The sequence below is a fragment of the Hymenobacter sp. BT559 genome (genome assembly GCF_017571525.1).
GTDB lineage: Bacteria > Bacteroidota > Bacteroidia > Cytophagales > Hymenobacteraceae > Hymenobacter > Hymenobacter ginsengisoli.
Genome location: NZ_JAGETY010000011.1, coordinates 103,262 through 122,548, shown reverse-complemented (window position 1 = coordinate 122,548; position 19,287 = coordinate 103,262). Strand labels below are relative to the sequence as shown.

Sequence of the window (19,287 nt, the reverse complement as noted above, 5' to 3'; positions counted from 1 at the left end):
TCGTGAGCCGCAAAAAGCCCCGCTTCCAGTTAGGAAGCGAGGCTTTATTGTACTAGCCAGGTCAGCCGGGCTAGCGGCCGCCGGGCGGGCAGTTGTCCTTAAGGAATTTGGTGTAGGTGCTGGCCAGGTGGCGGCTGGTGCCCTCGCCCTCCGAAATGCCGTGCGTGCGGTTGGGGTAGCTCATGAGCTGGAAAGTTTTGTTGTACTTGACCAACTCATTTATCATCTGCTCGGCGTTGTTGTAGTGCACATTGTCGTCGCCGGTGCCGTGCACGAGCAGCAGGTTACCGCGCAGGTTCTTGGCGTGGGCCAGGGGGGAGTTGTCGACGAAGTAGTGGCGGTCTTCGGGCAGCAGGCCCATGTAGCGCTCCTGGTAGATGTTGTCGTAGTTGAGCTGGTTATCCACCGCCGCGATGCTGATGCCGGTTTTGTAAATCTTGGGGTACTGCATGAGCAGGCTGAGCGTGCTGCTGCCGCCGCCGCTCCAGCCCCACACGGCCACGCGGCTGGTGTCGACCCACTTATTCTTGAGCACCTCGCTAGCCCCCATCGCCTGGTCGCGGATGTTGAGGGCGCCAATATTGTGGTAAATGGCCTTGCGGAACTCGCGGCCGCGCGGCGCCGGTGCGCCCCGGTTTTCGATGGAGGCATAGATGTAGCCATCGTCGGCCATGCTGCCCTGGTAGAGGCGGTTGGCGCCCGTGCCAAAGCGGTCAACTACCGTCTGGCTCGCCGGCTCGCCGTAGACCATAAATACGATGGGGTATTTTTTGCTAGGGTCGAAGTTGGTGGGTTTCACCAGCCAGCCGTCGAGGGTCACGCCATCCACGGTTTTCACCTGGAAAAACTCCGTCTTGGGCAGCTTCATTGCCTTGGCTTGTTCGGGCACGTCGCCGCCGCTCAGGCGCTGGTGGGCAGGCAGGCTCACCACGTCGGCCACCGGGAAGGTGGCGGTGTTGGAGAACGTGTGCAGCGCGATTTTGCCGTTGGGAGAGATGTCGTAGTTGTTCGAGCCCGTGAGGTTAGTGGGTGTCACGCGCTCGGCCTTGCCGCCCTTCAGCGGCACCTTGTAGAGGTAGGTTTGGGTGGCATTGGCCGGCGAGGCCATGAAGTAAATCGTGCCGGTGGGCTCGCTGATGGTTTCGAGGCTGATAACGTCGTAGTTGCCCGGTGTCAGCAGCTTCTCCTTGCCCGTGCGGTCGATGGCGTAGAGGTGGCGCCAGCCATCTTTCTCGCTGGCCCACACAAAGCGCTTGCCGCCCTCAATCCAGTTCCAGCCCACGGCACCATCTTTGGCATCGACCCAGGCTTTGTCGGTTTCGCTCGAAATAACCTTGGCGGCTCCGCTAGCCGCGTTTACCAGCACGATATTGCTCTCGTTCTGGCGGCGGTTGAGCTGCTGCACTATCAGCTGGCCCGGCCCGGCCCACTCCATGCGCGGCAGGTAGTGCTGCACGGCATCGCCGGGAATATCCATCCACTTGGTAGCGCCGCCACCCACGGCCACCACCCCAATGCGGGCGCGGCTAGGGTCCTGGCCCACTACCGGGTACTCCACGGGGATAGTATAGGGATACAGCTGGTCGGTGGTATTCAGCATCAGGTAGTTGCGCGTCTTGGTGGCGTCGAGCTGCCAGTAGGCGAGGCTCTGGCCATCAGGCGCCCAGCGGAAGCCGTCGCGGCAGTCCAGCTCTTCCTCATACACCCAGTCGAAGGTGCCGTTGATGAGGCGGTCGGTGCCGTCGCTGGTCAACTGGGTAATCTGGTGGTCGGCCAGGTTTTCCACAAACAGGTTGTGCTCACTCACGTAGGCCACCTTTTTGCCATCGGGCGAAAACTTGGCAAACATCAGCGACGACTCGGGCCGGCCCTTGCCCAGCTGGGTCAACTGCTTGCTAGCCAGGTCATACACCCAGTAGTCGCCGCGCGTGTCGTAGCGCCACACCTTCTTGGTATTGGTATTGAGCAGCACCTGCTTGCCATCTTCCGACAGGGCAAAGCGGCGCACTTTCAGCGGAGCCGTGGCGCCCGGGGGCGTGAGCTGCTGCGCGCTGAGGATAGTGAGGGCCTGCCCCGGCTTGCGGGCATCCAGTTGCACGATGGCGTCTTTCTCCGTTTTGAGGTAGCCGTATCCGTCTTTGGTCCACTGCGTGCCGGGGCCAAACTGGGCCCACGTGGTTGTGGTGCCGGCTAGCAGCAGTGCCATTGCCACGCCCGCCTGGCGGACTGTGTGCTGTATCATGTTCAGAAAATAAAAATTGGAAGGCTGAAATTACGGCGGCGGCCTACTTGCGCAGCTGTGGCCACCGCTAGGCCGCGCAAAGACGCAGCTTTGGCCAAAAGGTGGCTCGGCCCGCCGCTAGCCCCAGTCTGGTTCAAAACTTAAAGGCAGCCCCCTTACGTACTCCTTGCATAACCTGCTCTGCCACTTGCGTGGGCACCGCCGACCCTTTTTTTTCCTTTCCCTATGGCTAAATCTGCCGCTGCTTCTTCTGCCCCAGCCACTGCCACGGGCCAGCCCGCCACCCGCAAAAAAACGGTGCGACCCAGAAAAGTGCCCGCCGCCCCGCTCGTCGAGCCCGTCGAAATTTCGGAAGACCTGCCGCCCGACCGCCTCAACCTCATTGCCCAGGGCCTGCGCGAAAAATCGAGCGCCAAGCAGGCTATTTTTCGGGCCACCCAGGCCGCCTTCACGCTGCTGCGCCAAACCTCGCAGCAGCTGTGCCTGGAGCTGACGCAGAAAGTGACGACCGATTCTGACGCCAGCGTCAAGATTGAGTGCTTGCCGGTCAACGAGATGGAGTTTCACATTCGCTTCTCGGGCGACTTGCTGGTGTTCATCATGCACTCCAACATTGTCACCTTCCCCGACGACTTTGGGCCGCTCAACACACCCTACGTTGAGGCCGATTTCCGGCGGCGCTTCTTCGGCCATATCATGGCCTACAACTTCATGGCCGACAGCATTCGCTACCAACGAATGAACGACCCCGGCTACCTGCTCGGACGCCTGCTCATCAACATCGATAGCCACTATTTTCTGGAAGGCGTGCAGCAGCTGGAGCTGCCCAACCCCGACATGAGCTGCTGCACCGTCACGGCCGAGTCGCTGCGCTTATTTGTGGAAAGCGCCATGATTGCGGCTGTCAACAATGACCTCATTGCCCCGCCGCTACCCGAAATTCAGCGCATCAGCGTCAAGCAAAAGCTCGAAAATCAGCAGGTGAGTCGCGGCAGCAAGGTCGGTTTTAACTTTACCAACCAGCAAAATTTCTGAACCACGGATTCAGCCGGATTTTTCAAATTACTCGGATTTTGTGGACGATTAAAACGCAGAACGGCCGCCCAAATGGCGGCCGTTCTCATTGTCAGCTTTTGCAGGGGGCTAGCGAAAAGAAATCATCTACACAATCCGATTAATCCGAAAAATCCGGCCGAATCCGTGGTTCAGACGCCGTAGCCCACTTTTTGCCGCACCTTGGCCAGCACGCCCGCGCCGTATTCCTGGGCGCGCCGGGCGCCGAGGGCTAGCTGGGCGTCCAGCTCGGGCAAGTTGTTCATGTAGAAGTTGAACCGCTCGCGCTCGGTAGCAAAGCGGCGCAAAATCAGCTCGTAGAGTGCCTGCTTGGCGTGGCCGTAGCCGAAGCCGCCGGCCTCATAGCGCTGGCGCAGGTCGGCCGTTTCCTGGGGGCTAGCCAGCAGCGCATATAGCTTGAAGGTGGTATCGGTGTCGGGGTTTTTGGGTGCTTCAAGCGGCGTGCTGTCCGAGATAATGCTCTTCACGGCTTTCAGCAGTTCCTTTTCGGGCGCAAACACGTCGATGATGTTGCCGTAGCTCTTGCTCATCTTCTGGCCGTCGGTGCCCGGGATGGTCATCAGGTCGGCATCTACGCGGGCGCGCGGCTCCACTAGGGTGTCGCCATAGCGGTTGTTGAAAGCGGCAGCAATATCGCGCGCTATTTCGAGGTGCTGAATCTGGTCTTTGCCCACGGGCACTACCTCGGCATCGTAGAGCAGAATGTCGGCCGCCATCAGCACCGGATAAGTGAAAAGCCCGGCGTTCACATCCGATAAGCGGTCGCTCTTATCCTTAAAGCTGTGCGCATTAGCCAGCATGGGGTAGGGCGTGAAGCACGACAGGTACCAGGTTAGCTCGGTTACCTGCGGCACGTCCGACTGCCGGTAAAACAGGTTTTTCTCGGTGTCGAAGCCGCAGGCCAGCCACGCGGCCGCTACGGCGTAGGTGTTGGCGCGCAGCAGGCTAGCGTCGCGCACGGTGGTGAGCGAGTGCAAATCGGCAATGAAGTACAGCGACTCATTGGCCGGGTTTTTCGACAGCTCGATGGCGGGCAGAATGGCGCCAAGCAGGTTGCCGAGGTGTGGGCGGCCGGTGCTCTGGATGCCGGTAAGGATGCGGGACATAACTAATTGTCATACGAAGCTGGCGATGCATGTTAGCACGTGCGCACAGCCCAGGTAATACTTAAATAGCGTGAAAGCTCCCAGGAACTAGCTGAGGCTTTCGTTTACAGCGCAAAGTTGAGACATTACACACTTTTATCTACAAAAGCTTCCTCTTGCAGTTCGGCCGTTTCGGCGGGGCCTAGGTAGCGGTCGATAGCGTAATGCGCCAGATAAAGTACCGGCGTGAGCACCACGGCGGCGGCAAATTTATACCAGTAGTTGAAGCGGGCCACTTCCAACACTTGCGCCATCGACCAGTTGCCGAATAGGTAAAACGCCACGTAGAGCACCACAAAGCTGTCGACGAGCTGCGAGATGAGCGTGGAACCCGTGGCCCGCAGCCAGATATACTTGCTGCCCGTGATGCGCCGAAACAGCTGAAACACACTGGCATCGAGCACCTGCCCCACCACAAAGGCTGTGAGCGAGCCAATGATGATGCCTAGCCCCTGCCGGAATATGCTTTGGTAGGCAAACTCGATATTAAACGGCCGGCCCTGCGGGTCAGTCTTATTGAGGTCGAGCCAAAAGTCGGCGGGTGCGAGCTTGGTAGTGCCTAGTATGACCAGGAAGGCATACAGAATGAGCCCCACCGTGAGGAAGGTAATGCGTAGCACGCCCTTACGCCCGAAGTACTCATTGATAATATCGGTGCCGATAAATACCACCGGCCACACCAGCACCCCCGCCGAAAGGCTTCCGGTAAGCCCGAAGCTTTTCTCAACCGAGAATATTTTGACGCCGATAATCTCGGCCAGCAGCGCATTTACCAGGAAAATGCCGCTGAGCACGAGGTAAAGCTGCTGCTTTTTGTGGGCGTAGGTGGCCATCTGTTAGTTTGTCAGTGCGAGCGCAGCGCGGCAATCGCACAAGAACAAGTCGTTCGGGTATCGTGCCGGTGCGATTGCCGCGCTGCGCTCGCACTGACAAACGGTTATCATACGCTGACAATCAAGCCTTCAGTGGCCAGCTCGGTCCAGGCAAAAACAGCCTGCGCTTCTTTCAGATGCCAGGCCAGTTCTTTGTAGCGCGAGGAGAAGTGGCCAATGAGCAGGCGGTGCGCATCGGCATCGCGGGCAGTAGTGGCGGCCTGCCGGGCGGTGCTATGATAGGTGATGGCGGCTCGCTCGCGCAGGTCATCCAAAAAGGTAGCCTCGTGGTAGAGCAAGTCTACCCCCCGCACCAACTCGGCCAACTCGGGCTGGTAGCGGGTGTCGGAGCAGAAAGCGTAGCGGCGCGGCGGCGCGGCCGGCACCGATACAGCGGCGTGCGCCAGGGCGGGGCGGCCGGTGGCTTCATTGGCCGGCAGGTCGTGGCCCTGGGCTAGCTGGCTTAGCTCGCTAGGGGTAAGGCTAGTGGGCAAGAGCTCCTTCACCAGCTTGTCGCGGCGGGGCTGCTCCTCAAACAGGTAGCCGGCGCACGGAATGCGGTGGCGCATGGGCAACGACCACACCCGCACCTGCGCATCTTCATACACCACAGCGTGCGCCTCCGTATCGACGGGCACGAAGGTGATAGTATAGCCCGGCTGCATCTGCGAGTGCATGGCCTGGGTGGTGAGTACCAGCTCGAGGCCGGGCGGGCCTACCACCGTGAGGGGCTCCTGGCGGCCTTGCAAGTGCAACGTACTCAGCAGGCCAAATAGCCCGAAGTAGTGGTCGCCGTGCAGGTGCGAGATAAAAATGACCCGCAGCGAGCTGAGGCGTCGGCGGTGCTCAAGCAGCCGCAGCTGAGTGCCCTCGCCGCAGTCGATGAGGTAGCGGCCCTCGCCCACGGCCAGCAGCTGCGCCGTGGGGTGGCGCCCCACCATCGGGGTGGCCGAGCCGCTGCCCAAAATTTGAAGCTCAAAAGTCACTGCGTTTAGCCGTTAGCCGTTAGCTGTTCGCTGTTTTGCATGGCTAGCCGTGGGGCAGGCACTGAAAAAGCATAACCGTTAGCTGCTAGCTGTTGCTTTCAACGGATGAAAAGCGAACAGCTACTAGCTAACGGCTAACAGCTTAGAAAAAAACTTACTCCTTGTCCGTAAGGTCGCGCTCGATGGCGTGCAAAAAGATGCGGTCGATGCCTTCCTCTACGGTGGGCAGGATGTGCAGCACCGATTCGAGCTTGCTGATGGTGATGAGCTTGAGCACGTGGTCTTGCAGGCCGGTGAGCACCAGCAGGCCGCCGGTTGAGTTGCAAAGACGGTTGGCGATGAGGATGCTGCTGAGGCCCGACGAGTCGGTGTATTTTACGTTTTGTAGGTCCAGTATCAGGTTGTTACTGCCCTCAGCGTTGAGTTTAACGAACTCCGATTTTAGGTCAGGCGCAACGGTTGTGTCGAGCTTTTTTTCATCAATGGTGATGACGGTGTAGCTCTCTTTTTTATCGATGGAGTACTTCATAGAACCGCGGCGGGAGATGGAGAATTTGATGCAGAGTGGCGAAGGTAGGAAGAAAAAGGAAAACGCGAAACCAGAGTCAAATGAAGGTTCGGTGTTAAGTACTTGGCAAGTTGTGCTTAACGCACCGGCAGCCCCACATCGGGCCCGCCAAAGGTGAGTGAGGCCCAGGTGCTGAGCCAGTCGGCCCGCGCGGCCAGGGCAGGCGGCGCGTTCTCGATGTGCACAGTGGCTAGCAGATACGGCCCTGCGCCGGGCAGGCGCAGCAGCACCCGGCCCTGGCTATTGGTATGGGTAGTGAAATGAGTAACCACTGGCGCGGCAGTTGGTTTGGCGGCGGATGCGCTAGCCTGCCACACCTGCACCAGTGCCCCCGGCACCGGCTGCCCCTGGCTCAGCACCCGCACCGTGAGGCCAGCGCCGGGGCGCAGGCGGTAGGGGTTTTGCTCGGGCACCAACTCCAGCGGCAGGCCTAGCACCCGCCGAAAAGCCGTATCGGCCGCCGCGCCCAGAGTGCGGCCGGTGGCGCCCTGGCTAGCCAGCACCAAGGCTTTGGCGCAGCGGCGATAGGCCTCGCGGCCGGGCTTGGTAGCGGCCTCACCGGCTTCCTGGCGCTGGCGCAGGGCGTTGCCTAGGCCGGCTTCGCGCAGGTAGGCCGTGAACTGCTCAGCGGGCAGCTCGCTGTAGGCTAGCCGGCTGGTAAGGGCTACTACATGGGTGCCGGCCGCCGGGCAGCGCAGCACAGGGGCTAGCGAGTCGGCTAGTAGCGCTGGGAGCAGGTCGGTGGTATCGGCCGCGGCGGTGGGCCCTAGCCGCACTAGGCGCTGCACGCGGCGCATGGGCCGGGACCAAGTTTCGCCCACAAAATTCTCGCCTATCAGCAAACGAAGCGGCACCGATGCGCCTACGGCCACGCGGTAGCTGGCGGGGGCTAGCCAGAAATCGCTGGCCAGGGCGGCCGGGGCAATTAGCAGGAGGAAGAGTAGGTTGCGCACAGACTATTCGAGAGGTTACTGCTGAGGCTCGCCGAGGTATAAGCACTCAGCGTGCCTCAGCGCTTACCACGGCGAACCTCTGCGGTAACTTTCTAAACGAGGGTTACTGCCGCTCCAAGGCCAGTGCATACGCCCGGTCGTAGTACACGCGCAGGTTTTTCCAGTCGAAAATATCGGCCGAGCTCTCCACGCGGTTGCGCTGGGTGATGCGCTCGCGGCGATTGAGCAGCACGAAGTTCCAGAGCATCTCGGTGAGCTCTTCGGCGGCCTGGTCGAAGCTGCGCTCCTGGCGGCGCACCACGAAGATGCCTTTTTCTTCGTGGTCGGGCACGTTTTTCTGCACGTAGTCGCCAAAGCCGGAGAGGTCGCTGGTCACGGCCGGCACGCCGCGGGCCACGCACTCGAGCGGGGTGTAGCCCCAGGGCTCGTAGTAGCTCGGAAACACGCCCAAGTGGCACCCGCGCACAAACTGCCCGTAGTCCATGCCAAATAGGGGCGAGGTAGTGCTTACGAAATCAGGGTGATACACAATCTTTACCCGGTCGTGGCGGTGGTTGATGAGGTTGGCCCGGCGCACGAAGTTCAGGATGTCGTCGTCTTGGTCATTGACCAGGTTGTGGGTGATGACCGACGGCAATTGCGAGGTTTTCCAGCTTTGCAGGCCGCGCCGGTAGCGCAGCTTCCAGTAGTCGTCGACCATGCTATCGAGGTCGGGCAAGCGGTGGTCGTGGCTAGCGGCGGCGGCGTAAAACAGGCGCTCGCCCACCTGCTCCTCAATGGCGCGGCAAGTCTGGCGTACTTCTTCGAGCTGGGCGCGGCTTTGCAGCACCAAGGGGTTGATGCTGGTGTAGGGTCGCTTGGTAATGAAAAACATCACCACCTGGCCTTCGAGCCCGCTTTGCTGCAAGCGGTGGTTGAGGCGGGCTAGCGCCTCCAGCGTCAGGTCGAAGCCTTTGTTATGGTACTCGTAGCGGCCCGAGGTAAAGAGGTAAATCGTCTGGTCGAGGTCGAAAGAATACGACTGGAAGAAGTGCGCCATCACAAACTCGTGGATTTTATCCTTGTAGAGCTTGTGCAGGTTTTGAAACTCGTGCAAGGCCACAAATCGCTCGATGTTGAGGCCGTTGGGCAGCACCGCATCGGGTATTCTATCGAGCAGATAAATGCACTCGCGCACCGTCAGCTCGCTCACGGTGGTAAACACGTGGCTGCCGTGGGCAGCGGCGCGCTCCATGCTCACGGCCGGCTCGATGTTGAAGTGCCGGGCCTGGGCGCGCCAGTCTACGAGCATCAGGTTGTCGTAGAAGTTGGGGTCGTTCATGGCCAGGTAGCGGCCTAGTAGGGTGGCGTGGGTGGTAAAGAGCAGGTGCGCGGGCACCTGGCGGCGGCGCAGCTCCGGGATGGCCACACCCGTCATCCACTCGTGGAAGTGCGCGATTACTTTCCATTGGTCCACGGTTTGGCGGGCTACAGTTTCGATAAACTGCTGAGCCAGGTGCCCGAAGGCGATAACCTGGTGCAGGAGGTCGTCGTTGTCGGGCGCGGGTATCTGGTGGTCGCGCCAGAGGTCGCTCTTGAGCGTAGCCAGGCGGTCATATACCTGAAAAGGATTGATGAGCACGGCGCGGGGCCGGCCCGTCACGAGCCACACCCCGATGCAGATGTCCATGCCCTGCGAGCGCAGCGTGCGCACTGCCTGGGCGTAGGGGTCGTTCATGCCAGCCAGCTGCTCCTCGTCGTAGGCTTCAAACTCGCCCTGGGCCTGCTGCGGAAAGTAGGGCCCTAGCAGGCAGTAGCGCCCACCCCAGGCCGGCATGGTAGCCGGCACCTTCGAGCGGATAACGGTATAGATGCCACCTACCTGGTTGCACACCTCCCAGGCTACTTCGATTAAGAGAGAATCAGGAAACAAGGCGTCGGGCGCGGAAGAATGAGTCTGCATGAGGCAAATGAGCGTCGGGCGGGGAAATGGTGCTGGCAAGGTAAGCCAACTGGTAGCTACTTCCTACGCGAAAAAGCGGGCAGCAGTAGCGGCCGAGCCAAAACATAAAGTGGCCCCGGTACCTTTATAGGCGTCCATTTCACCTTTTTTTATGTCTGAGCTCACCAATGTGCTCCAGCCCGAGCATCCCATTCTGCCCCAGCTTGCCCAGCGCCGCAGCCCACGCGCCTACACCGCCCAGCCCGTGCCCGCCGAGGCCCTGAATCAGCTTTTCGTGGCCGCTGGCTCGGCCGCCTCGTGCTTTGGCGAGCAGCCCTGGCGCTACCTGGTCGGCAATAAAGAAGCGCATCCCGAGGCCTTTGCTAAAATCCTGAGTGCGTTGGGTGAATACAACCAGGTATGGGTTCAGCATGCGCCCGTGCTGGCCGTGAGCCTAGCCAAAACCACGTTCTCGCACGATGGCAACCCCAACCGCTATGCCCTGCACGACGTGGGCCAGGCCACGGCTACCCTAGCGGTGCAGGCGGTAGAGCTGGGCCTGCAAATTCACCAAATGGCGGGCTTCTCGCAAGACGCCGTACGGACCAGCTTCAGCATTCCGGCCGAGTATGAGATTGCGGCCGTATTCACCATCGGCTACCCCGGCGCCCTCGACCAGCTACCCGACGCCCTGCGCGAGCGCGAGCTAGCCCCCCGCGTGCGCAAACCCCTGACGGAGTACGTGTTTGAGGGTGGCTGGCCACAGCTTTCCACCGAGCGCTACGACCAGGCGCCGGTATAAGCACCGGGTTTAGCGAAGCAAAAAGAGGTTACGCCAGGCTGACATACTGTCAAGCTTGGCGCAACCTCTTTTTACGTCGCGAACCCTGGCGCTGGCTAGCGCGAGAGTATCACGGCTGCATACGGCCCCAGGTCGAAGCTGGCGTGCTGCGGGTAGCCGTCGTAGTCGCCGGTTTCGGTAGTGGTGCCGAAGCAGGAAAAGTCTTGAAAATCCTGGTCGTAGCCGTGCCAGTCTGAATTGAAGCGGACCGTCCAGTTACCTGCGGCGGGCAGGCCAATGGTGTAGCCCTGATGCGCCTGATTGGCGAAGTTGACGAGCACGACGGTGGCATTGCCAGGGTCGCCATCCCAACGAGCGAAGGCCAGCACCTTGTCGTCGTTATTAACGTGAAACACGTGGCAGCCCTGACCGCGCAGGCCGGGCGTGACACCGCGCAGGTCGCGCCGTAGGGCAATCAGGTCGCGGTAGAGCTGCGTGAGGCCGCCGTGGGCCGCGGCCCAGTCCCACTCCAGCGGTTCAGTATCGTTGAAGGAGCCGGGCGCCAGAAACTCCTGGCCCTGAAACAGCATCGGGATGCCGGGCGCTGTGAGCGTGAGCGCTGCCCCTAGCACCATGCGCTTCTTGGCGAAGTAGTTTTCGACATCGCCGGGCACTATTTCTTCGGGCAGGCGGCTCTTGCCATTGGCTACCTCGTCGTGGCTTTCGGTGTAGATAACCCGCTGAAAGGCATCGCCATTGTACGCCGTGCACACCGCCCGCCCAATGGCGTGCATGTCGCGGTCGCGGTCTTCCATCGTAGTCAGCGCGTCGTGCACGGGGTAGATAAACGAGGCCGACCACTGCGCCGAAAAGCCCTCGCCGCCCTGCTCGGTAGGCCCCGTGATGGCGGGGTTCGAGCGCAGGTCTTCGGCGATGGTGATTTTCCAGGGCTGCCGCTTCTTGATTTCCTCATTCACCCAGCGCATCAGGCTCCAGCCGTCGGGCAGGTCGGCGCCGGGGTCTTCCTCGCCGTGCACGTTGCGGATGAACGCAATGGCATCCATGCGCAGGCCATCGCAGTGGTAGTCTTCGAGCCACATCAGGGCATTGTCGAGGATGTAGCGGCGCACTTCGGGGCGGCCATAGTCGGGGCGGTTGTGGCCCCAGGGCGTTTCGGCACGCCAGTCGTTGTAAAAATAGATGCCGCCCCCGTCATTTTCCTGCCAGCCATCAAACTGCCACAGGTCGAGGTCGCCGGGCCCAAAGTGGTTGTACACCACATCGAGCACTACCGCAATGCCGTGCTGGTGCGCCGCCTTCACAAGTTCGCGGAAGGCCTCGGCCCCGCCGTAGTCGCTTTCAAGCGCAAAAGGGTTTGATGGGTTGTAGCCCCACGAATAGGCCCCCGGAAACTCGGTGGCGGGCATTATTTCGATGCAATTGATGCCCAGCCCTTGCAAGTAGTCGAGGCGCTCTATTACGTCGCGGAAGGTGCCGGGCTTGCCGGTTTCCTTTACATTGAAGGTGCCAATGTGCAGCTCGTAGATGACGAGCTCATTCCAGGCTGGCATCTGGAAATTATCGCCTTCCCAGTCAAAATCCAGCGGGTCGAACACCAGCGAGTGGCCCGCCGAGTTGGTCACGGAGCGGGCATACGGGTCATTGCGCGTGAGTTCGCCGGCCGGCGTTTGCAGCACAAACTTGTAGCCATCGCCGGGCTTCACGCCGGGCAGGTCGGCGGCCCAGTTGCCGCCTTCTTCGGCTTGCAGGGGGCTAGCAGCTTTGTCCCAATTATTAAAAGTGCCGATAACCGACACAGCGCTGGCGGCCGGTGCCCACACCCGAAACGTGGTGCCCTGGGCATGGGGTAAGGCTCCGAATCCATCGCGTAGGGGCGCGGCAGGGGTAGGCGAAGCAGCAGTAGCAGAAACAGCAGCGGCGGTTTTTGTATTGGCAGGCGAAGCGGCCGAGGCAGCCTTTTTGGGCTTAGAAGAGGCTAGGGTAGGGGTAGACATAAAAAAAGCCGCCGCGCGGGCTCTTACTGATGAGCCCCACAGGCGCGGCAAGCGAATAGATGGGCTTTTACGGCGCTAACCCGATTAGGATATGAAGAATCGCTAAGCGGGCTGGCAAAAGCCAAACAGGCTGCTAGTCCAAAGGCCCTCGCCGACAATCGGCAAGAGCCCCTGGGCTAGCGGCCCGGCAGCATCAGCCTACTCCTTCGCGAAGCGCTGCACTACCCTCCCCTCGGCCGTGCGCAATTCCAGGAAGTAGACTCCCGCCGGCAGTCCGGCCACGGGCACCGTAGCTGGCCCGCTAGCCACCGTGCCACTCAGCAGCACCTGGCCCAGCACCGAGCGCACGGTGTAAGCCGCGGGGTGCTCGGTAGTCAGGGTGAGGAGGTCGTGGGCCGGGTTGGGGGCTAGTCGCAGCTCGGTGGCCGGGCCGGTGGCCACGGCCACTACGGGCGAGAAATGGCTGGTGCCATCGCGGTCTACCTGGCGCAGGCGGTAGTAGAGCCGGGTAGCCGGCGCATTGCCATCGAGATGGGCATAGCCGCGCGGGTGCAGCGAAGTGCCAGCCGCAGCGGCTTGGCCGATAGCGGTAAACACACTTCCATCGAAGCTGCGCTCAACGTTAAAATGCGCGCTGTTGGCTTCGGAAGCGGTGGTCCAGGCCAGAGCCACCAGTCCGCCTGGCCGCCGGGTGGCCGTGAAGGCGGCTAGCTGCACGGGCAGCGGGTTGGTCGCCACCACAGGGTCGGTGCTGCCCAAGGCAAAATCGGAGAAAAACCGGAAGTCGCCCGAGGTAACGGTGCCGGCACTTACCGTATTTGGGCCTGTGCTAGTGCCCTGGCGGCCCACATTATACCAGGGCTGGGTGGCATCGGCGCGCTTGGCAATGACCAGGGAGCTAGCGTTAGGGGTGGCCACGCCATCATCGGCCCCGTAGCTCAGCGTCACGTTGCCTAGAAAGCCCTGCGGCTGCGTCACTATAGGCACCACATCAGTGCCGTAGGGCGTAAGCGTGAAGTAGCGGCGCTGGCTCACGCGCGTCAGGTCGGTGCCGCTAGGGTCAGGCAGGGTAAGGCTACGGCTGGCATTGCCCTCAAACTGCTCGGCTCGGTAAATGGTGGTGCTCGACTGGGTGGCTATGGTGAGGGTAATGGGCCGGTAAGCCGTGCCCTTGCCCACCGGAAACACGAACGGCGTGCTGCTCGTGATGGGCCCGATGGGCCGCTGCACGGGTCCGCTTACAAAGCTGGCGTCGGAGCCGCCCTGCACCGGGGAGGTGGCAAGCAGACTCAGGGGGCTGGCCGCATCGGTGGTGAGCACGCCGCTGGTGAGTACGAGCGTATTGCTCAGAGTGACGGGAGTGCGCAGCGTGACCCCGGCGGGGTTATTGATTTCGAGCTGCACGGCCGCGCTCAGGTATGAATCGGTGCCAGCGCTGGGGTCGGCCAGCGCTGTGCCGGCTATGATTTGCGGCGCAGTGCCCTGCAGTAGCAGGCGCGCTGTGGTGCCCGTATTATTGGGAGCAAAACGAAAATTGCCCGCATTCAGCAAGTTGCCGCGCAGCACAATGTTGCCAAGTAGCGTTGCCGCAAATGTTACGTTGGGTTCAATCGTAAGCGAGCCATTAATGGTAAGTGGCGCGCTGCCACTGGTGGGGTAGGAGCTAATCCCGGCGTTGGTGCTGCCGCGCTGAAAAATAAGGTTGCCGTAGGTGCGGCCCGCCGTGGTCGTGGTGTAGCTCGACACCGGCACGCGATAATAAAAATTGCCCGCCTCGGTGCCCGGCGCGGCCGACAGGTTTTCGACCAGTGAAATAACGCTGCGTGCCGACTGGTGGCGGTAGCTGCCGCCATTGGCCAGAAAGGCGGTAGGGTTAGTGCCCATCACTTCTAGCACAGCCGGCCCATTGGTGACACTCGGGGCCCCCGAGGCATTAGTGAAAAAGCCTCGGTTGCCCACGTACAAAGCCGTGTCGCCGCTCTGGCTGCGCGTCAGCGTAAGGGCAGGACCGTCAGTGGCACTGGCGGGCAGGGTATTGGTGTCCGGGATTCGAAACAGAATGGAATCACCTGCGGAAGGCCGCAGGCGGAGCGAGGCTACGCTGACCGCGGCCGTGGCGCTGCTAGCCCCCAGCACTACTTTATACTTACCCGCCACGTAGCGGTGGTCGAGCACTACGTCGTCGCCGGGGCCAGGCAGCACGCCGCCCTCCCAGTTGGCCGCGTCAAACCACGATTCAGTGCCGGCGGCGCCCGTCCAGCGCCGCGGGGCTAGCGGGGTTACTACTGTGCCGCTTATGGCTACGCTGGCCGTGGCGGTGCCGCTGGTGGCCGTCACGGTGCCCGATACCAGCCCCACGGCCACTCCGCTCGCCACCCGCACATACACCGGGGTAGGGGCCAGCGTGGCGCTGCCGGTCAGGGCCAGGCTGGCAGTGGGGCCGAAGGTGAGGCCGTCGAGTGATACTTCGAGGCTGGCCGTTGAGGGCTTAATGAGCACGGCCGTGCCATCGAGCGAGCTGCCGCTGAGGCGAAACGCTTGGGCCGGCGATGCCGCACCCTGCGATGCCACCAGGCCCGCAAGCATGATGGGGCTAGCCGAGAGTACGGGCACCGTCACGGTAAAATTGGTGGTTGAGGTGGCGGTGCCGGTGGCCGTGGTGACGGCAATAGCCCCGGTGGTGGCTCCGCTGGGCACCGTAGCCGTGAGTGTGGTCGCATTTACAAACGCGACAGTGCCCGCTACTCCGTTGAAGGTCACGGCGGCGCTGCTCGTAAAGCCCGTGCCGCTGAGCGTGATGCTAGCCCCCACCGGCCCGCTGGCCGGCGAAAAATTGCTGATAGTCGAGGCCGGGCCATTGCATAGATTGCCGACCGCACCCGAGTTGCGCGGTGCAGGAGTGCCTGCCACAAAGTCGGTGGCATTGTTGCCAGCATCGGTGCAGCCGCCCAGCACCCGAAAAATAGCCGTTGTGGTTGAGGGTGCCGGCGCCGCGCCGCTCCCTTTATAGGTAGTCGCGGTGCCAAACCCTACCCGGTCGGCTAGGGTACCGGAGAGCAGTAAATCGAGCCGGCCCGCAGTGGCACTCATACTGATGGTAGTCGTAGACTGGTCGGGAGTGGTTAACGCAGCTCCCGCTGCCGTTGCACTGCCCGCCAATTGCACTAAGTAGTAGGCTCCAGCGGGAATCGACCCCGCTGCTAGGGTGTAAGTACCACTAGCCGAGCCAGAAGCAGAAAAATAAGCCAGTGAATAGCCGCTAAGCGAAACTGAGCTGGCGCTGCGGTTAAAGAGTTCGACGTAGTCGTTTTTCAGTGAGGCGCCACTATTGCCGCCGGCCCCGTATAGCTGGCTGATAACTAGCGGGCTAGCCTGCCCCCAGCCTGCCAGTGGCAGCATGAGCAGGGCGGCCAGCCCACGCAGGCCAAGTCGCATTCGGGTCAATAAAATGGTAAGGGTTTCGTTCATAGCTCATTAAGGTGTAAGTACACCTATGTTGGTAGTAGGTTAAGAATAGATGAAGCTGTAAAGCTAAATAATAACGGGTAATAATAGAAAAACTAAAGAGTATAAGCTGCGCTCTATTAGCGTGTAAGTAGTGCGGCGCGCTAGGCCCCCCGCGCGATGCTGCCCGGTAGCCGGGCCACAAGCCGGCGCGGTGGCAACTTGCGCCCGCTTTTGGTGGTTAGCCTATCGGCCGCCGCTAGGCCACTTTTCGATTTATGCCCCGTCCTGCCCGCCTTACCTACGGCCTCTATGCCTGGCTGCCCGCCTACGGCTACCGCTACCTGCACCCCGCCAACCGCCGCTCATTCGAGCTGCTGGAGCCGGTGGGCAAGGTGTTTGAGAAAATTAGCCCCGACGACGACAGCGCCGAGTGGATAACCCTGCGCTACGACGAGCAACAGTTTCTGGTCAGCCCCGAGCTATTTAAAGAGCTGTATACCAAGCCTGCCTTTGGCTTTGGCGACCTCGTGGAGGAGGCGCACCCAGCCCCTGGCCAGGCGGCGCACCGCGGCCTCATCTCCGATATTTATTGGAGCGATAGCCTCGACCAGGCCTCGTATCAGCTCGTGGAGCGCAAGCGCAAGCTGGCGCGTCATTTTGAAGCCAACGAGCTGCGCAATGTGTACAAGTAGGGCCTAGCCTGCGCCGGGCGCGTATTTTGCCGCTTTATTTTTCGGCCTGATGCCCGACGATTATCCTTTTGGCAGTTGGAGCGAACTGACTGTGGCGCAGGTGCGGCAGCAGTCGCGGCTGATAGCCAGCCGTAGCCTGCAGCCGCTCAAAATCATTAACCCCGCCGCGCCGGCTAGCCCTGCCTGCCACGCTGTGCTGGCCAGCTATGGCGGCGGCTTGGTGGCCGGCGACAGTATCCGGCTGCGCGTGCGGTGCGAGGCCGGCAGCCGCTTGCTGCTCTCTACCCAGGCCAATACCCGCATTTTCAAGTCGATAGATGGCAGCCAGGCCGAGCAGCTCACGGAGGGCTACCTGGCCGAAGAGGCCCTGGCCGTGGTGCTGCCCGACCCCCTGGTGCCCCAGGCCGCTAGCCGCTATCACCAGGCCCAGCACTGGCACCTGGCGCCCAGCGCCACCCTGCTGCTGGCCGATTGGTGGCACGCCGGCCGCACCGATGCCGGCGAAAAATTTGCCTTTACCTCCTTTGCTACCGAGCTGCGCATCAGCGTGGCCGGCCGGCTAGCCCTGCTCGACCGCTTCGGGCTGCACCCCACCGAGCACCTGGCCATGTCGCAGGCCACGTTTGGGCCGTATGCGTCGGCCCTGTCGCTCTACCTGGTGGGGCCACCGGGAGGGGTGCAATTTGAGCGGCTGGCCACTGCCTTGCGCCAGCTGCCACCGCCTGGCCAAACCGACCTGCACGCCAGCCTGGCCGGGCGGCCCTGCGTGGTAGCCGTGGCCCAGGCGCGGCCCAACGTGCTGGTTGTGCGCGCGCTGGGCCGTACGCGGCTCGACCTTGAGCCCGTGTACCAGGCCGTGTCGGCCGTGCTGGTAGCCGAAGAACTGCTGGGTTTCAGCCCCTTGGCGCGCAAGTATTGAGGCAGACACCTGTCGCGTGTCCAGCGCAGGGCTAGCGGAGGCGCATAGATGAAGAAAGTCTGAGCAAAATGCGCTGTAATTCTGTGGATTTGTGCGGCATACTGTTAGCTTAACCCTAGCCGCGCTGCCTACGTTTAGGCAGCTTTATTTCCTTTGTATGAAGCAGTTTTTCGCCCCGATGCTGGCGGCTTCGCTGAGCCTGGCCGCCCTCACTCCAGCCGCCGCCCAGCAGGCACCTTCGCCCTACCACACGCGCTTCGCCGTCGATGGCCCGGTTATCCTGGCCGAAGGTGCGCTCAGCGCTTTCGGGCTTCATCGCTCAATGCAGCGCAACGGACTGACGAACGCCGAGTTAGCCACCCTCAATAAGAATGACATTCCAAAATTCGACCGCTTTTCGGCCGGCTACTACAGCGAAGGCTACCAAACGGCCGGCGACCTGCTCTGCTACCCCTCGCTGGTCATTGCGCCGGGCCTGCTAGCCCTCAATCCGGCCGTGCGCCACCGCTACGGCCAGGTAGTGGTGCTCTACATCGAAACTGTGGCTGCCGCCGATGCCGTGTTTGCCACGGCCATCGGCAACATTCCGCGCTACCGGCCCTACCTCTACGGCACTGAGGGCGGTGACCTGCGCAACGGCCACATTGCCACCAACTCGTTTTTTGCCGGCCACACCGCGCACACCGCCGCGGCTACCTTCTTCGCCGCCAAGGTCTTCCACGATTTCAACCCCGACTCGCGGGCCCAGCCCTACGTGTGGGCGGCTGCCGCATTGGTGCCGGCTGCCGTCGCCTTCACCCGCGTCGAAGCCGGCAAGCACTTCCTTTCCGATAATATCACGGGCTATGCCGTGGGCGCCACCATGGGCGTAGTAGTGCCGCAACTGCACAAAATGGCTAGCCGCCGCGGCATTTCAGTATCGCCGCTGCAAGGCGTGAACATAAATGGGTATTCATACAGCGGGCTGTCGCTGCGTAAGCAGTTGTAAATTACTAGCTAGTCGATGCGCTTTGGGGTGCGGCACATATGCCGCGCCCCTTTATCTTATCCTGAGCTACGACGGAACAAACGGCTGCGAGAGGCTAGCGCATTTGGTGGGGACATTTAATGGCAATTAAGTAGACAAGGTATATTTGAGGGGTATAGAAACGGCTTAATCTGATTTGCTCGAAGCAGATAAAATAACGCGCTAGAATAAAGAATCATGGCAAAATACGATGATGCTTCATGGCATTACGAAGGTGATTATCCCGAGTATTTGCCCCGCGAAAATGCGGCTACTCATATTGGTATGTTTCTCGCTTGGTGTATCAATAATGAGTTGATGTCGGACGAGCAGCTAGAAGATTTTGGTTCTGATATTGATGAAGTAAAAGCAAGGCGTATGACTGGTGCAGAATACTTAATTAGGATTTGTGACGAAAAGTTATATGACGAAGACTTAAATGGGGCTGGCAATGAATTTGCAAAGTCCTATTATGAATACACAAAACCTACAGCGTTTTCCAGGGCCTATGCTAATTATATGCAAGACTACTTAATGGTATTAAATAATAATTCTGAAAATAACAGTTATAGTATAAAGGATACATGGCAAAATTATGACTTGTTACAACCTGTGCTTGACCAGCGCTTTAAGGAATGGCAGGCTTTTGCCGCTAAAAACTAAAAG

Annotated in this window: 15 protein-coding genes; 6 read left to right on the top strand and 9 right to left on the bottom strand. The window is 60.9% G+C overall.

The window, feature by feature from the left end; genetic code table 11:
* Window positions 1–70: 70 nt before the first annotated feature.
* Complete coding sequence (locus J4D99_RS15630) at window positions 71–2,242, bottom strand: S9 family peptidase (protein WP_236018687.1); 2,172 nt, start codon at window positions 2,240–2,242, stop codon at window positions 71–73.
* 225 nt (window positions 2,243–2,467) lie between these two features.
* Between J4D99_RS15630 and J4D99_RS15625 the strand changes: the two genes are divergently transcribed.
* A complete protein-coding gene (locus J4D99_RS15625) occupies window positions 2,468–3,277 on the top strand; it encodes a hypothetical protein (protein ID WP_236018686.1) in 810 nt (269 codons plus the stop codon).
* A 170-nt stretch (window positions 3,278–3,447) separates the two neighbouring features.
* Here the strand turns inward: J4D99_RS15625 and trpS are convergent, their stop codons facing one another.
* From trpS to J4D99_RS15595, 6 genes are all read right to left on the bottom strand, one after another.
* A complete protein-coding gene (trpS, locus tag J4D99_RS15620; RefSeq protein WP_208132671.1) occupies window positions 3,448–4,422 on the bottom strand; it encodes a tryptophan--tRNA ligase in 975 nt (324 codons plus the stop codon).
* A 125-nt stretch (window positions 4,423–4,547) separates the two neighbouring features.
* Window positions 4,548–5,294, bottom strand: a complete 747-nt coding sequence (locus J4D99_RS15615; RefSeq protein WP_208132670.1) for a queuosine precursor transporter — start codon at window positions 5,292–5,294, stop codon at window positions 4,548–4,550.
* A 107-nt stretch (window positions 5,295–5,401) separates the two neighbouring features.
* Entirely contained in the window at window positions 5,402–6,319 is a 918-nt protein-coding gene (locus J4D99_RS15610; RefSeq protein ID WP_208132669.1) for a ribonuclease Z, read from the bottom strand.
* Between the two features lie 154 nt (window positions 6,320–6,473).
* Window positions 6,474–6,848: an STAS domain-containing protein gene (locus J4D99_RS15605; RefSeq protein WP_151089188.1), complete on the bottom strand. Its 375-nt coding sequence runs from the start codon at window positions 6,846–6,848 to the stop codon at window positions 6,474–6,476.
* A 116-nt stretch (window positions 6,849–6,964) separates the two neighbouring features.
* Entirely contained in the window at window positions 6,965–7,840 is an 876-nt protein-coding gene (locus J4D99_RS15600; protein ID WP_208132668.1) for a DUF4198 domain-containing protein, read from the bottom strand.
* Window positions 7,841–7,943: 103 nt separating this feature from the next.
* Entirely contained in the window at window positions 7,944–9,782 is a 1,839-nt protein-coding gene (locus J4D99_RS15595; protein ID WP_208132667.1) for a glycosyltransferase, read from the bottom strand.
* 151 nt (window positions 9,783–9,933) lie between these two features.
* Here J4D99_RS15595 and J4D99_RS15590 point away from each other — a divergent pair, with 151 nt between their 5' ends.
* The gene (locus J4D99_RS15590) at window positions 9,934–10,563 is read left to right on the top strand and encodes a nitroreductase family protein (protein WP_208132666.1); all 630 of its coding nucleotides are present in this window, start codon (window positions 9,934–9,936) and stop codon (window positions 10,561–10,563) included.
* A gap of 95 nt (window positions 10,564–10,658) precedes the next feature.
* On the opposite strand, the gene J4D99_RS15585 is transcribed toward J4D99_RS15590, so the two are convergent.
* Window positions 10,659–12,557, bottom strand: coding sequence for an alpha-amylase family glycosyl hydrolase (locus tag J4D99_RS15585; RefSeq protein WP_208132665.1), 1,899 nt, complete (start codon window positions 12,555–12,557; stop codon window positions 10,659–10,661).
* 198 nt (window positions 12,558–12,755) lie between these two features.
* The gene (locus J4D99_RS15580) at window positions 12,756–16,025 is read right to left on the bottom strand and encodes a lamin tail domain-containing protein (RefSeq protein WP_208132664.1); all 3,270 of its coding nucleotides are present in this window, start codon (window positions 16,023–16,025) and stop codon (window positions 12,756–12,758) included.
* A 254-nt stretch (window positions 16,026–16,279) separates the two neighbouring features.
* Between J4D99_RS15580 and J4D99_RS15575 the strand changes: the two genes are divergently transcribed.
* The 4 genes from J4D99_RS15575 to J4D99_RS15560 all read left to right on the top strand — a co-directional run bounded on the left by J4D99_RS15575 (window position 16,280) and on the right by J4D99_RS15560 (window position 19,284).
* On the top strand, window positions 16,280–16,696 hold the full coding sequence (locus J4D99_RS15575) for a DUF6960 family protein (RefSeq protein ID WP_208132663.1): 417 nt from the start codon (window positions 16,280–16,282) through the stop codon (window positions 16,694–16,696).
* A gap of 49 nt (window positions 16,697–16,745) precedes the next feature.
* The gene (locus tag J4D99_RS15570) at window positions 16,746–17,615 is read left to right on the top strand and encodes an urease accessory protein UreD (protein WP_208132662.1); all 870 of its coding nucleotides are present in this window, start codon (window positions 16,746–16,748) and stop codon (window positions 17,613–17,615) included.
* A gap of 157 nt (window positions 17,616–17,772) precedes the next feature.
* On the top strand, window positions 17,773–18,603 hold the full coding sequence (locus tag J4D99_RS15565; protein ID WP_208132661.1) for a phosphatase PAP2 family protein: 831 nt from the start codon (window positions 17,773–17,775) through the stop codon (window positions 18,601–18,603).
* Window positions 18,604–18,819: 216 nt separating this feature from the next.
* On the top strand, window positions 18,820–19,284 hold the full coding sequence (locus tag J4D99_RS15560) for a DUF7832 domain-containing protein (RefSeq protein ID WP_208132660.1): 465 nt from the start codon (window positions 18,820–18,822) through the stop codon (window positions 19,282–19,284).
* The last annotated feature ends 3 nt before the right edge of the window (window positions 19,285–19,287 follow it).